The sequence below is a fragment of the Roseibium sp. ROS1 genome (assembly GCF_054658215.1).
Window position 1 is genome coordinate 982220 of sequence record NZ_BAAGIG010000003.1, and the last position, 13521, is coordinate 995740.

At 60.6% G+C, this 13521-nt stretch carries 15 protein-coding genes; 4 read left to right on the plus strand and 11 right to left on the minus strand.

The features are described 5' to 3' along the window. The first annotated feature begins 119 nt into the window (after positions 1-119). The 3 genes from ACYQ6M_RS20640 (at position 120) to ACYQ6M_RS20650 (ending at position 2460) form a co-directional block, all read left to right on the plus strand. Positions 120-1022 carry a DUF817 domain-containing protein gene (locus ACYQ6M_RS20640; RefSeq protein ID WP_460075295.1) on the plus strand — a complete coding sequence of 301 codons (903 nt, stop codon included), beginning with the start codon at positions 120-122 and terminating at the stop codon, positions 1020-1022. A 63-nt stretch (positions 1023-1085) separates the two neighbouring features. After that, complete coding sequence (locus ACYQ6M_RS20645) at positions 1086-1949, plus strand: LysR substrate-binding domain-containing protein (RefSeq protein ID WP_023002264.1); 864 nt, start codon at positions 1086-1088, stop codon at positions 1947-1949. 130 nt (positions 1950-2079) lie between these two features. Next, a complete protein-coding gene (locus ACYQ6M_RS20650) occupies positions 2080-2460 on the plus strand; it encodes a hypothetical protein (RefSeq protein ID WP_208997781.1) in 381 nt (126 codons plus the stop codon). Between the two features lie 66 nt (positions 2461-2526). Here the strand turns inward: ACYQ6M_RS20650 and pcaF are convergent, their stop codons facing one another. Genes pcaF through ACYQ6M_RS20665 form a run of 3 tightly spaced genes read right to left on the minus strand, consistent with a single transcriptional unit; the run spans position 2527 to position 5132 of the window. Then, positions 2527-3729: a 3-oxoadipyl-CoA thiolase gene (pcaF, locus tag ACYQ6M_RS20655; protein ID WP_460075297.1), complete on the minus strand. Its 1203-nt coding sequence runs from the start codon at positions 3727-3729 to the stop codon at positions 2527-2529. Between the two features lies 1 nt (position 3730). Then, entirely contained in the window at positions 3731-4399 is a 669-nt protein-coding gene (locus ACYQ6M_RS20660) for a 3-oxoacid CoA-transferase subunit B (RefSeq protein ID WP_023002267.1), read from the minus strand. Position 4400: 1 nt separating this feature from the next. After that, positions 4401-5132, minus strand: a complete 732-nt coding sequence (locus tag ACYQ6M_RS20665) for a 3-oxoacid CoA-transferase subunit A (RefSeq protein ID WP_075284319.1) — start codon at positions 5130-5132, stop codon at positions 4401-4403. A gap of 205 nt (positions 5133-5337) precedes the next feature. Between ACYQ6M_RS20665 and ACYQ6M_RS20670 the strand changes: the two genes are divergently transcribed. Then, positions 5338-6096 carry an IclR family transcriptional regulator domain-containing protein gene (locus tag ACYQ6M_RS20670; RefSeq protein WP_460075299.1) on the plus strand — a complete coding sequence of 253 codons (759 nt, stop codon included), beginning with the start codon at positions 5338-5340 and terminating at the stop codon, positions 6094-6096. A 322-nt stretch (positions 6097-6418) separates the two neighbouring features. Here the strand turns inward: ACYQ6M_RS20670 and ACYQ6M_RS20675 are convergent, their stop codons facing one another. The 8 genes from ACYQ6M_RS20675 to araH form a co-directional block, all read right to left on the minus strand. After that, on the minus strand, positions 6419-7912 hold the full coding sequence (locus ACYQ6M_RS20675) for a TIGR01777 family oxidoreductase (protein WP_460075301.1): 1494 nt from the start codon (positions 7910-7912) through the stop codon (positions 6419-6421). A gap of 2 nt (positions 7913-7914) precedes the next feature. Further along, complete coding sequence (locus ACYQ6M_RS20680) at positions 7915-8562, minus strand: DUF4166 domain-containing protein (protein ID WP_460075302.1); 648 nt, start codon at positions 8560-8562, stop codon at positions 7915-7917. Positions 8563-8737: 175 nt separating this feature from the next. Next, on the minus strand, positions 8738-9295 hold the full coding sequence (locus tag ACYQ6M_RS20685) for a GbsR/MarR family transcriptional regulator (protein WP_022999787.1): 558 nt from the start codon (positions 9293-9295) through the stop codon (positions 8738-8740). 90 nt (positions 9296-9385) lie between these two features. Beyond that, positions 9386-9856, minus strand: coding sequence for a MerR family transcriptional regulator (locus ACYQ6M_RS20690; RefSeq protein WP_460075305.1), 471 nt, complete (start codon positions 9854-9856; stop codon positions 9386-9388). Between the two features lie 176 nt (positions 9857-10032). Continuing rightward, positions 10033-10797: an SDR family NAD(P)-dependent oxidoreductase gene (locus ACYQ6M_RS20695; protein ID WP_460075307.1), complete on the minus strand. Its 765-nt coding sequence runs from the start codon at positions 10795-10797 to the stop codon at positions 10033-10035. Positions 10798-10905: 108 nt separating this feature from the next. Further along, the gene (locus ACYQ6M_RS20700; protein WP_460075309.1) at positions 10906-11685 is read right to left on the minus strand and encodes an SDR family oxidoreductase; all 780 of its coding nucleotides are present in this window, start codon (positions 11683-11685) and stop codon (positions 10906-10908) included. Further along, the gene (locus ACYQ6M_RS20705; RefSeq protein WP_460075311.1) at positions 11678-12571 is read right to left on the minus strand and encodes an aldose 1-epimerase; all 894 of its coding nucleotides are present in this window, start codon (positions 12569-12571) and stop codon (positions 11678-11680) included. The genes ACYQ6M_RS20700 and ACYQ6M_RS20705 overlap by 8 nt, the downstream gene beginning before the upstream one ends. Next, positions 12571-13512 (minus strand): L-arabinose ABC transporter permease AraH, encoded by a 942-nt coding sequence (gene araH, locus ACYQ6M_RS20710; protein WP_022999782.1) that lies wholly within the window; start codon positions 13510-13512, stop codon positions 12571-12573. Before araH ends, ACYQ6M_RS20705 begins: the two co-directional genes overlap by 1 nt. Between the last annotated feature and the right edge of the window lie 9 nt (positions 13513-13521).

The following is a 13521-nucleotide window of genomic DNA, read 5'->3' on the forward strand; positions in this document are numbered from 1 at the left end:
TCAGCCCGCAATATTGCAGAAAACTGTGAAGGCACTGCACAGTTCCTGCACATCGCCAGATGCATAGAAGACCTGCCGGCCGCTTGCGGACCGGCCGGTATCTTCAGCTGAGGCGTTACATGTTACCCACCGGGATCGTCCAACCTCTACAAGCCCCCTCCCGTCCAGGCTCCGGAACGGAAAGGCTCATCAATCACCTCCTGCACAGGCTGCGTCCGGTATTCGGCAAGGGCCTGTTCGGTCTGGCGGCGACGGAGTTTCTCGCCTTCGGCCTGAAGCAGGCCTATGCCTGCATCTTCGGCGGACTGTTGCTCGTAATCATCCTTCTGACGCGGTTCGTCTATCCGGAAGACGCCGCACTCAGTCGCTACGACTTCCTGTTTCTCGCGGCCCTCGGTCTTCAGATAGCAATGCTGGCCACGCGTCTGGAAACGCTGGACGAAGCCAGGATCATCCTGATCTTTCACGTGGTCGGCACGGTCATGGAGATTTTCAAGACCTCCGCCGGGTCATGGGTCTATCCGGAGGAAAGCCTGTTCCGCATCGGTGACGTGCCCCTGTTCACCGGGTTCATGTATGCCTCCGTCGGCAGCTATCTCGCCCGCGTTTCCCGGATCTTCCACTTCGCCTATAGCGGTTATCCGCCGTTGTGGACCACATGGCTGTTCGCGCTCGCGATCTACGTGAATTTCTTCAGCCACCATTTCATCATCGACCTGCGGCTTGGCCTTTTCGTCTTCTTGTTTTTGCTCTTTGGACGAACCTGGGTCCATTATTCGGTGTTCCGCTACAGGCACAAGATGCCGCTGGTGCTGGGCTTTTTTCTGGTCGCCCTGTTCATCTGGATTGCGGAGAATATCGGCACTTTCGCCCGCGCCTGGCAGTATCCGGACCAGGCCGATGCATGGACACTGGTTTCAATCGCAAAGTTGAATGCATGGGTGCTTCTGATGATCATTTCCTTTGTACTGGTCACGCTTGTGAACAGGCCGAAAAGGGAAAGTTCCGCCGAATATGCCTGACCGATCTCGACAGGGTCTCCGGGGTTCATTATTGAAGAATATTCAACTTTCCGGAGATCGACCATGGCGTCCCTGCGTGCGCTACATGCCTTTTCCCTGCTGGCCCGCCACGGGCGTGCGTCGCTTGCGGCCGAAAAGCTCGGGGTTTCACCTTCGGCGCTGTCCCACCTGATGCGCAAGCTGGAAAACGAGCTTGGTGCGACGCTGGTCAACCGGGATGGTCGCGGGCTCACCCTGACAGAAGAAGGACAGCGCCTGGCCCTGAGCATGGGCGATGCCTTCGACCGCATAGAAGAGGCTGTCGACAGCTTCCGTCGGCGCGGCCGGACGGAGCTGAGGATCAGCACCGTCTCGACCTTTGCCACCCGCTGGCTGATCCCCCGCTTGCCGGATTTCCAGGCGAGCCAGCCGGATGTGGAACTGCTGTTGTCCGCCTCCACTCGCATGGTTGATCTCGATCGCGAAAACTACGATTGCGCCATACGGCTGGGGACCGGCAACTGGCCGAGTGTCGAGAGCCACCTCTTGTGGAAGGAACACCTGGCGGTGGCCCTGGCACCCGGTCTGCTGCGTGGCAAGGATGCCACCGACACATCCGTTCTGAGCGGCCTCAGGCTTCTGCACAGCGCCTCGCGGCGTGGCGACTGGGTGCGCTGGCTGGAGGAGGCCGGGCTCAGCCATTCCGACACGAAATCGGGAACCGTGCTTCAGAGCCGGGATCTCGCCATCCAGGCTGCCATAGCAGGCATGGGCGCGATCGTGATCGACAGACGCTTCGTCTCCCAGGAACTGGAGGCGGGACACCTGATCATGCCGGACTGGAAACTGGTTGAACTGGAGACTGGATACTGGTTTGTGCGCTCGCCCGCCCGCACATTGACCCGCCCCGTGGCCGCCTTTCGCGACTGGCTGCAAACCACTGTCTGAACACTGCAATTGGCAACGCCTGCTTGCCATCTTCTTCAAAAAGGCCCCATTATTTGCGCGAGCTGCCGGATATCCATTCAGCACAATGGTCCGACGCAGCTTTTCATGGGGATACTTTGGGGGAAGTATTATGCGTAAGGGGCTTTTGAGCGCCGTCTTGTTGGCGTTCTCATTTGTTTATTTTGCCGCCGCTGCGTTGCCGGCATCAGCGGAAACACTGCACTGGCGGTTCGAAAGCAAACATCCGAACATTGTCGATGTGGAACTCTATTCCGATACCCGCCGCGGACACGTCTGGCCGGGCAACAAGAAGATCTACGTGCTCGACGACTTTTCGACGAAGACGATCAACATATCCTGCCAGCGCGGCGAAAAGGTCTGCTATGGCGCCTGGGTGCGAAATCGCAACAATCTCTACTGGGGCGTGGGCTACAAGAACCGCAATCGCTGTTCCAACTGCTGCTACACCTGCAATGGCGGTCAGACCAAGGTGATCGTCCTCAATCCTTGAGGAGCAGATAGCGAAACGGCCAGGCGTGATGCCCGGCCGTTCCACCTGACAATTGCCGACCGACGATCAGACGCTTTCAAGCGCGATCGCGATACCCTGGCCGACACCGATGCACATGGTTGCAAGGGCGCGCTTTTCGCCGCGCTGCTGCAGCTCCAGAGCGGCCGTGCCGGCAATACGTGCGCCCGACATGCCGAGCGGGTGCCCGAGTGCGATGGCACCGCCGTTCGGATTGACGTGGGGTGCATCCTCGGCGATTCCGAGCTGGCGCAGGACGGCAATGCCCTGGCTTGCGAAGGCTTCGTTGAGTTCGACAACATCGAAATCAGTCGGCTTGATGCCAAGCCGTTCGCACAGCTTTTTGGTTGCCGGTGCCGGGCCGATACCCATGATGCGCGGTTCGACGCCTGCCGTCGCACCGCCGGAAATGCGGGCGATCGGCGTCAGACCGTACTTGCGGACCGCTGCCTCGGACGCAACGATCAGGGCTGCCGCACCGTCATTGACGCCGGACGCGTTGCCCGCGGTGACGCTGCCGCCTTCGCGGAAGGGTGCCCGCAGTTTGGCCAGAGCTTCCAGCGAGGTTGCGCGCGGATGTTCGTCCCTGTCGACGACAATCGGATCGCCCTTGCGCTGGGGGATGGTCACCGGCGTGATTTCCCGTGCCAGACGTCCGTTTTCCTGTGCTTCCGCCGCCTTTTCTTGCGAGCGCAGGGCAAAGACGTCCTGGTCTTCGCGGGAGACGGCATAGTCTTCGGCAACATTCTCGCCGGTTTCGGGCATGGAATCGATGCCGTATTGCTTCTTCATCAGCGGATTGACGAAACGCCAGCCGATGGTGGTGTCGAAAATCTCGTTCTGGCGTGAAAACGCTGTTTCCGCCTTGGGCATGACGAAGGGAGCGCGGGACATGGATTCCACGCCGCCGGCAATCGCCAGCTCCATTTCACCCGCCTTGATGGCCCGAGCCGCACTGATGACCGCATCCATGCCCGAACCGCACAGGCGGTTCAACGTGGTGCCGGGCACGGTTTCCGGTAGCCCGGCAAGCAGCAGGCTCATGCGCGCCACGTTGCGGTTGTCTTCACCAGCCTGGTTGGCGCAGCCGAAAAAGACTTCCTCGACCGCCGCCCAGTCCATGTCCTGATTACGCTCCATCAGCGCTTTCAGCGGAATGGCGCCAAGGTCATCGGCGCGGACGGAGGACAGCGCCCCGCCGAAGCGGCCGATGGGCGTACGGATATAGTCGCAGATAAAGGCTTCAGCCATTTCACACCTCGGGAACAACAAGATCGGCGACAGCGCCGGGAACAAGAAGCTCAGCACCGGTCACCGCCTGAAGATCTTCAAGCGACAGGCCGGGCAGTTTTTCACGCAACACGAAGCGGCCGTTCTCGATATCGATCACCGCAAGGCTGGTATAGACACGAGTCACGCAGCCGACACCGGTGAGCGGCAGCGAACAGCGCTTGACCAGTTTCGGCTGGCCGTTCTTGGTGACGTGGTCGGTAATGACGGCAACCCGCTTGGCACCATGCACGAGATCCATCGCCCCGCCGACTGCAGGCACACCCTTGGGGCCGGTCGACCAGTTGGCGAGGTCGCCATTTTCGGCAATTTCATAAGCGCCCAGAATGGCCACATCCAGATGACCGCCGCGCACCATCGCGAAGCTGTCGGCATGGTGGAAAAAGGCCGCACCTGGCTTCAGCGTGACGGCTTTCTTGCCGGCGTTGATCAGGTCCCAGTCCTCCGAACCCGGCTCCGGGGCCTGGCCGAAGCCGAGAAGTCCGTTCTCGGTGTGAAAGATCGCCTCGCGTCCCTCTGGCTGAAACTGGGCGACCTTTTCCGGGAAGCCGATGCCGAGGTTCACATAGGCGCCGTCGGCAATATCCTGTGCCGCGCGCCAGGCAATCTGGTTGTTTGAAAGCTTTTCCATCTCAGGCCTCCAGCGGATAGGCGGCATTGGCGCGGTTGAGGTCTTCTTCCTGCAGCGGATTTGCCACCTCAACGATCTTTTGAACGAAGATACCCGGCGTGACGACGACCTCGGGGTCGATCCCGCCCGCTTCCACGATCCGGCTTGCCTGTACGATGGCCTCCGCCGCGGCCATGCACATAAGCGGATTGAAGTTACGGGCTGCCATGCGGTAGGTCAGGTTGCCGAAGGTATCTGCTGTTTCGGCCTTCACCAGCGCAACATCGGCCTTCAGCCAGCGTTCCTGCACATACATGCGGCCGTCGAATTCGCCGACGGGCTTATCCTTTGCCAGATCCGTTCCGTAGGACGACGGCGTGTAGAAGGCGGGAATACCCGCACCGCCCGCGCGGATCCGCTCCGCGAGCGTGCCCTGGGGCACCAGCTCCAGCTCGATGCCGCCTGCAAGGTACATCTCGGTAAAGACCACAGGATCGGCAGAGCGCGGGAAAGAGCAGATCAATTTGCGGACCATGCCCGCCTCGATGAGCGCAGCCAGGCCGACATGGCCGTTACCGGCATTGTTGTTGATGATGACGAGGTTCTTCGGATGCCCCGTTTCGCGATAGCGGTCGATCAGCGCATGGATCAGCTCGATGGGAGATCCGGAACCGCCGAAGCCGCCGATCATCACCGTCATGCCGTCCTCGATCCCCGCCACGGCGGTGGCAAGGTCGGAAACCGTCTTGTCCATCTTTGTCTCCTTTTCGGGCAATGCCCGGAGCTTCCTGCGTGCGCCATGAGTGCACAAGGTTTCAACACCTCAAGGCCGATCAGAATTCGCCCCTTGTCGTGTCCATGGAGATAGCGACGGCAAGTGTCTTTCGTCCAATTGATTTGTGCGATATGCTTCATTTGTTTACATATCGCACAAATCAATATCAGCAAGAGACCGACGAATGATTGCGGAGCGAGACATCATGGGGGGCCTGGCCAAGGGCCTGCAGGTTATCGAAACCTTCACCGCAGACCGTCCTCGCCAGTCGATCTCCGAAGTCTCGAACGCGTCCGGTCTCGACCGGGCAACCTCCCGCCGGTGCCTTCTGACATTGGCCCATCTCGGGTATGCAAACTGGGACGGCAAGTATTTCACCCTGACGCCGCAGGTGTTGCGGCTGGGAACTGCCTGCCTTGCCACCATGCCCTTGCCACGTGTTGTGCAACCCCTGCTCGACCGCCTGTCGGAACAGATCGGGGAAAGTTCGTCGGTGTCGATCCTCGACGGTGACGAGATCGTCTATGTGGCACGGGCCGCCCGAACGAAAGTCATGTCGATCGCGCTGATGCCGGGCTCGCGGTTGCCGGCTCATTGCTCCTCCATGGGCCGCGTCATGCTGGCCGCCCTGCCGGAGAGCGAGGCGCGGGCAAGGCTGGAAGCCATGACCCTGACAGCACTGACGCCAAAGACCCTCACCCGGGTGGACGCCATTCTGGCCGAACTTGCCAGTATCCGCAGCCAGGGGTTCGCGACGATCGATCAGGAGGTCGAACCAGGACTGTGTTCCATCGCGGTTCCGGTGCTGAATTCCCACGGCCAAACGATTGCTGCGCTCAATGTCGGCTACGGCAGCACGTCCGCCACGCCGGAAACGGCAACAACGGAGTTCCTGCCCGCCCTCTTGAAGGTCCAGTCGGAATTGCGTCCGCTTCTGACGTGAATTGTATTTGAACGAGGGGCAAATGGGTGTGCTTGCGAAACGCCTCCCTCTCGGTTGCACTTCGCCTGCAGGTTCGCACTCAACCTTCTCCCTCGCCCTCTCCTTCGTCATCCCGGACGCAGCGCAGCGAAGATCCGGGACCGGAGAGCCGAGGTTTTCCAATAGAGGACAATACAGCACTGCCTGTGGCTCTCCGATCCCGGCTCGCGCTTCGCTTGGCCGGGATGACGATGGACAGGAGATCGTGAGTCGGGGCAGCCGGTGTCAGCCGGCTGCCCCTTTTTGATCGCAGATCATGATCTTTTGATCTCGTCCCATCCGCCTATGCCAATGACCGGGCTTCTTGTTCCTCAGTCCGAACCAAGCCTGCCCTTGCACCCGTGATCTTCTGCAGCATCGGGGCAAGTTCCGGGTGGCGAAACCTGAAACCTGCGGCGACCAGTTTCGCCGGCACCACACGCTGGCCAGCCAGCATCGTCTCCCGGCCCATGTCGCCGAGCGCCGTCGACAATAACCAGGCAGGCAGGCGCAAGAATGCGGGGCGGTGAAGCGCTTTGGCCAGAGCCCTCGTGAATTCCGCATTTCGAACCGGCACGGGTGCCGTGGCGTTGATGGGGCCGGACAGGGTTTCATCTGCCACCGCGCGGGCAATGATGCGGATGAGATCGTCCCGTTCGATCCAGGACATCCACTGGCGGCCAGAGCCCATCGCCCCGCCACCACCGAATTCAAACGGCGTCAGCAGCTTTGCCAGAATGCCGCCTTCGACACCGAGGACCAGACCGATCCGCAAGAGCACGACACGCACTCCGTCCCGCTCCAGCTTTTGGGCCGCCTGTTCCCAGCGCTCGCAAACTTCGTGGACGAAGGCAGGTTCGAAGTTTGCGTCTTCGGTCAGGGTTTCATCACCGCGCAGACCGTACCAGCCGATGGCAGACCCGTTGATCAGGCAGGCTGGTTTCGTGTCGAGGCGCTCGATCAGCGCCCGCAATGCTTCGGTCATTTCAACACGGGAGCCGATGATCCGGTCGCGTTTGCGGCTCGTCCACAAGCCACTCGCGATCGGGTCTCCTGCCAGGTTGACGATGGCATCGAAGCGCTCGGCATTGTGGATCCGGTCAAGACTTGTGATCACACGGACAGGGTGTTCCAGCTCATCCGCCTTGCGCAGGTCTCGCGTGAGGACCGTGACGAAATGACCGCCTCTCACCAGCGCTTCCACCAGTCGCCGACCTATGAACCCGGTACCGCCCGTCACAAGGATATGCCGGCGCGGTGGCAGGGCTGCAACCAGTCCCGCCGGATCTGGACCACCAAGCCTGTCGCTGCGCGCGGCCGCAAGCAGATCCCGCGCGCTGAAGAGCCCGACACCAAGTGCCGAAACCGTGGACAGCACACTCCACCAGCCGTAGCTGACGGGCACCAGCGCGCTGGGGAGAAACGACCATTGCCACAGAACCGGTGCGGCCAGGACCAGGATCGCACCATAGTTCAAGGCCAGCAGCGTGTGGTTGATCCTCTCGGTCCATGGCAGCTTTCGGGTCATGTCTTCCTCGACAAAATCCCAAAGCGTGATCAGCACCTCGGCGACAAGGATTGCCGTCAACAGCATGGTGAAGACCCCATGCGGTTCCAGCCAGCCGAAGCAGAGGAAGATCACCGCGTAGAAGAAATTGCGCACACCGTGCAGCCGCAGTTCGGTTTTCTGCGACGGACGCCAAGCCAGGCGCTCGCTGCCTTCATGGTGCACGAGCGTATCGAATGCGCCCATGAATATCTGGATGGAGATCAACGTCCAGAGAACGGGATTATCCATGATCAAGTCTCCATGTCATGAAAGAGTGCATCCTGGTGAACCAGTTCACCGAAGACGCGGCTCTTGAGGGAAAGGGTGAACAGGAAACGGTCCTTGCCGAGATCCCGGTGTGTGATCGTCAAAGCTCCGGGCCGGAGCCAGGCGGGCAGCCGCAACCGCCACTGTCCGGCCTGCAGAAAATAGTGGTCGCTTTCGAAACTGAGACCGTCAGTCAGCGCATTCACCCGCAGTGCCATGCCAATCCCCGCACCGATATATTCCTCAATGCCGGTTGGGCCTTCGAACCGCTTGGAACTGTGGATCACCTGCGGAAAGCCAGAGCTACGCCCGTATTGGCGGATCCAGAACTGGCCATCGCTCGCGATATCTTCTGTGACGGTGACGACGGCAGGCTGGTTGAAAGAGGATCTGTCAAAGGGGAGTGGACCGCCGACAAGCCGCGCGAGCTGCGCCAGAATGCTTCCGGCAAGGTTCATCCGCATGGTCACGACCAGGCCTTGATAGACGACACTTGCCCCGCCGCTCAGGCGTTTGCCGAACCGGCGGCGGACGGCCGCTGGCAGGCCATGCCAGGCGGCTTCTCCCAGAAGATCGCGAAAACGGCGGTCGCCAGCTTCGGGCCGCTCCAGAGTGGCGCTTGCGTTTCGCATTTCCAATCCCTCCTGTTATGTCGGTTATTTCTGTATAAAGAGAAATTACTTGGCAAAAAATTTTGAGCCTGAAATCAGGTGGCAAGCCTACTGGCCTCTCACCCGCTCTTGTCTCGCTGTCCGGCACTTCCATGGGAGCTGCCTGGTAAGGCGAAAACCTGACTCGCCCCAGCTGTCAGCCCTTCTTGCCGCCGATCTTGAGCAGCGAGAGAACCTTGTCGCCCATCTTCATCAAGCTGGCGAGTTTCGACTTCGGCACGCTCAGCATCTGCTCCGACCAGCGATCGGCAGTGGTCAGAAACTGATGCATCTCCTGCATCCGCTCCAGAGCAACGGGATCAAGCGTCTTTTCCTTTTCCGCCTGGCGCACACAGACATCGATGGCGCGGATCGCCGGATCGATCTCCCGTTCCTTGCGGCCCTTCGCAATCAGCAGCGCCATTTCCCAGACGTCGGTCTCGGCCACGAAATGCTCCCGGCGATCCCCCGCGACAGGCACTCTCTGGATCAGCCGCCATCCGACAAGTTCCTTCAGGGAGTTGGAGACATTGGACCGGGCAATGCCCAGTTCCTCGGAAATCTGCTCCGCATTCATCGGCACCGGGCTCAGGAACAGCAATGCATGGATCTGCGCTACCGAACGGTTGACGCTCCACTGGCTGCCCATGTCCCCCCAATAGAGGATGAACTTCTCTTTTGCCGAAGGATCGGCTTTGTCGGTAATTTCTGTCATGACAGAAATCTGTGACGAAAATCGATTGATGTCAATGGCGAAGTTCGCCAGGGGATGCGGCGCGTGTCAAAAACTCAGCAAGACCGCCCGTCAGCGCCCGCTTGCGTGAGGCGCCAGGTCGGCAAGGCCCCTGCCGGGCGTGCCAGAACCCCGGCCTGGAACAGGGGCATTCATCCCAGATCCGGCGCCATCTTTCTCATCCGCACTCACCGAGAGAGCTTCTTCCAGCACGGCCAAGCGGCCGAGAATGGCTTCGCGTTTCGCTTCAAGATCGGCGCTGAGCCGGTCGATGTGCTCAAGCTTTCTCAGAAGCTGCGGAATACCGCCTTCGCAAGGCCCGGATCCTTCGTCCGACAGACAGGCGGCCATCGCACGAACTTCGCGCGTCGAAAAACCCGTGGCAATGAAATCGCGGATCCGGGCGGCGCGGCGCAAGTCTGCGGCACTATAGCTGCGATAGCCGTTTTCCGAACGGCGAGCTTCCATCAGGCCCGACTTTTCATAGTGGCGCAGCATCCGTTCCGTAATGCCAAGCCGTTCGGCTGCTTCCTTGATCTGCATGTCGCCCCCTTTCAACACCGGACTAGGGTGTGGACCCTAGCACCTTGACACTAGTGTCAGGGTCAAGCCCTGTTTTCCCGGAAGTGCTCGCTTCAGGCCTTCAAGTGGCGAGGGGCCCCCTCCCCATCAAGGGGAGGATGCCCATATTTGCCCTTGGTCGCAAATGCTCAGCCTGCCTAGCTCCGAAGCGACCAGCCACCGTCAATCGTGATCACCTGTGCGGTGAGCCACTCGTTGGCGGAACTGCCGAGCTGCAAGATCCACGGCACAAGATCGGAGGTCAGTCCGCGCCGTCCCATCGGAACCTGAGCTGCTTCTGTTTCCTCGATGGTTTGCGCGACTTCCGGCGGCAGGCCCATCATGCCCGTGAGAGCGCCGCTCTTGACGGGACCGGGAGAGACGGCGTTCACCCGTACTCCGTCGCCTGCAAGCTCGATGGCCCAGGACCGCGTCAGATGCTCAAGCGCCGCCTTTGTGGCCGCATAGTGCGCCAGGCCCGGCGCCGCATTCTGGGAAACAGCCGTACCGATGTTGACGACAGCCCCCTTGCTGTCCCGCAAGGCCGACTGGGCCTCCTTCAACAGAAGGGATGGCGCAACGATATTCACCGCACAGATTTCCGAAAGCGTTTCGGCATCATAGGACTCGATGGGCAGCGGTTTGCCCGCGCCCGCATTGTTGACGACAAGATCCAGGCGGCCCCATCGCCCCAGTGCTGCCTCGACAGCGCGCCGGCTGCCTGCCGGGTCGGCACTGTCGGCTTGCACGGCCTCGATTGCCTCGCTCTTGCCGGCAACACCGGCAAGCTTTGACGCATCACGTCCGGTGATGACAACATTCGCCCCCTGCCCGGTCAATGCCAGCGCGGTGGCCTCTCCAATTCCGGAGCTTCCGCCTGTTACGATGGCAACCTTGCCCTGCCAGTTTGTCCGTTCATTCATCTTGGCTTGCTTTCCTGAATTAACACCTGCGCATTGCGCGCCAAGCCGGTGTTAGCCGGTTGACGTTAGTGTCAGGGTCAAGCCCGATTTATTGAAAAAATACCCGCGTCAGGCTGGGTGCTGCTGGACGCTGAGGCCGCCATCGACAGTCAGGCAGGCGGCGTTCATGAAGGGGCATTCGTCGGAAATCATGAAGACAGCCGCCCTGGCGATTTCTTCCGGCGTGGCGATACGCCCGCCCGGATGCAGTCGCAAGGTCTCCTGCCGGGCCGCCTCGGGATCGGGAAAACTGTTCCAGTAATCGACCACCTTCTGGGTTTGGACATAGCCCGGCGCCAGGGCATTCACCCGGACATTCTGTGCGGCATATTCCAGCGCAAGGGACTTGGTAAGCCCCAGCAGGGCGTGTTTGGCCAGCGGGTAGGGAAAGGTGTGCGGGATGATGGTGAAAGCATGCGTGGAGGCGATATTGAGAATGACCCCGCCACCCTGTTCAAGCAGACCCGGCAACACGGCACGGGCGCAGTTCCACGCCCCCTTCAGGTTGACGTCGAAGCAGCGGTTCCAGTCTTCGTCGCTCAGGGACAAAGGCTCGTCGAAGACATTTATCCCGGCATTGTTGATGAGCGCGTTCAACGGACCGATGGTCTCCTGCGCGCGAGCGACCACAGCGGCAACGTCATCCGTGTTCGTGATGTCCCCGGCAAGAGCCGTCAGATACTCTCCTTCCCCGCCCAGATCCGCGACACTGCGGGCAAGAAGTGCTGCGTCCCGGTCCATCAGAACCACGGCAGCGCCTTCGCCGAGACAGGCTCGGACGATGGCAAGACCAATGCCCTGTGCGGCGCCAGTGATCAGGATACGCTTTCCTGAAAGCCGATCAGCCATCGTTTTTCTCCCCGGTCTCCGACACATGCAGAAATGTCATCTTTATCGTTCCCGCCAGTTCCTCCCCCGGCTCCAGAACGCTCAACCCACCGAGATCCGGCAAATTGTGACCGTTCGGCAGATGGCTCATGGGTTCCAGACAGACAAAGTCTGCAGGTGCCTGCGGGGCAAAGATCATCATCACGTCGAACACCGGATCGCAGCTGAGATCAAGAGCGAGCTCAATATCCGGCCAGTGTAGCCGGGCCCTGCCGGAAAAACCGCCGAAGGCATTGTTGATCCAGCGCGGCGGTACGATACGCGGCATCGAAAAATCGAGTTCGGAAGGAATGTGCTGCAGACCGTCCGGAAGATGTCCCTCGCCTTCCCGCCACATGTTTTGCACCTTCGTCTGCAGGGTCATGTCGGGCGTTCGGCGGAAAAACGGATGAAACCCGATGCCGAACGGCAAGGCCTTTTTGCCAAGGTTCGTCACGCGAAGGCTCAAGGACAGGCAGCCTTCATCCAGATGAACCTTCTGGTGCGCCTTGAAGGCGTAGGGACTATGGGAGAGGTGCTCCCTGACCAGGTCCAGCTCAAGCGAATTGCCGGTCTTTTCCGTCAGGTTCCAGGTATCCAGCCAGCCGTCGCCATGCAGAACAAGCGGTTCGTCAGTGTTGGGCTGAAGTGTGAAACTCTCCCTCCGGAAGGTGAAGCGATTGCCGGCGATCCGATTTCCGAAGGGCACCAGGGGAAAACAGGCTGCCTTCCCCTTCGGTCCACCGGCAGCTTGCAGGATCGGCGTGCCTCGCCACGCGGCCTGGACAATTGAACCTCCCTCAGGGCTGGCGGTGACCACCAGATCCCCTTGCGCGAGCGTCCAGTCCTGCCCGGCCTCCACGGACATCAGCGGCTTGCTGTGGAGCGCAGGTTGTCGAGAAGAACCGCGATGAGCAGGATCAGGCCACGCACGACATACTGGTAGAAGGCCTGAATGTTCAGGAGGTTCATGACATTTTCGGCAATGCCCATGATCATGACGCCGACAATGACACCCGTCATGGCGGCGCGGCCACCGGCCAGGGAGACTCCGCCGAGGACACAGGCGGAAATCACCGAGAGTTCAAGGCCGGTGGCTGCATTCGGTTGGCCGGATGTGATGCGGGAGGCAAGCATGATGCCTGCAACAGCGCAGATCAGGCCCTGCAAGGCAAAGATCCAGATCCGCATGGACACCACATTCACCCCGGCAAGACGGGCCGCTTCCGGATTGCCGCCAATCGCCAGCGTGTTCTTGCCGAAGACCGTGCGGTTCAGCAGAAAACCGAAAGCGATGAAAAGCGCACCCATGACCCAGATCGGCGTGGGGATGCCGAGGAAGCGGGACAGGGCGAGCTGGTAGAACCCGGGGTCGTTGATGCCGACGGCCCGGCCGTCGGACACAATCAGCGCCAGTCCCCGGACGATCTGCATGGTGGCCAGGGTCGTGATCAGCGCATTGATGCGGAAACAGGCGATGACGAAGCCATTGACCGCACCCACCAACGCACCGCTAAGCAAAGCTATGATGAGCCCCATAACGATGGAACCGGTCATGTTGGAAGCAATGACGGCGATCATGCCGGTGAATGCGACCGTCGATCCGACCGAAAGGTCGAAATCGCGCGAAGCGAGGCAGAACATCATCGTGCAGGCGACAATGCCGATTGTCACCACCGACTGCAGCAGGCCGAGGATGTTGCGCTCGGTGAGAAAGTTGGGAACGGTCAGGGAAACGATTGCGAAGGCCACCGCGAAGATGACGACCAGGCCCTGGTCTCCGAGCAAAATTTTCTTGAGAGAATTCATCTGAAACGG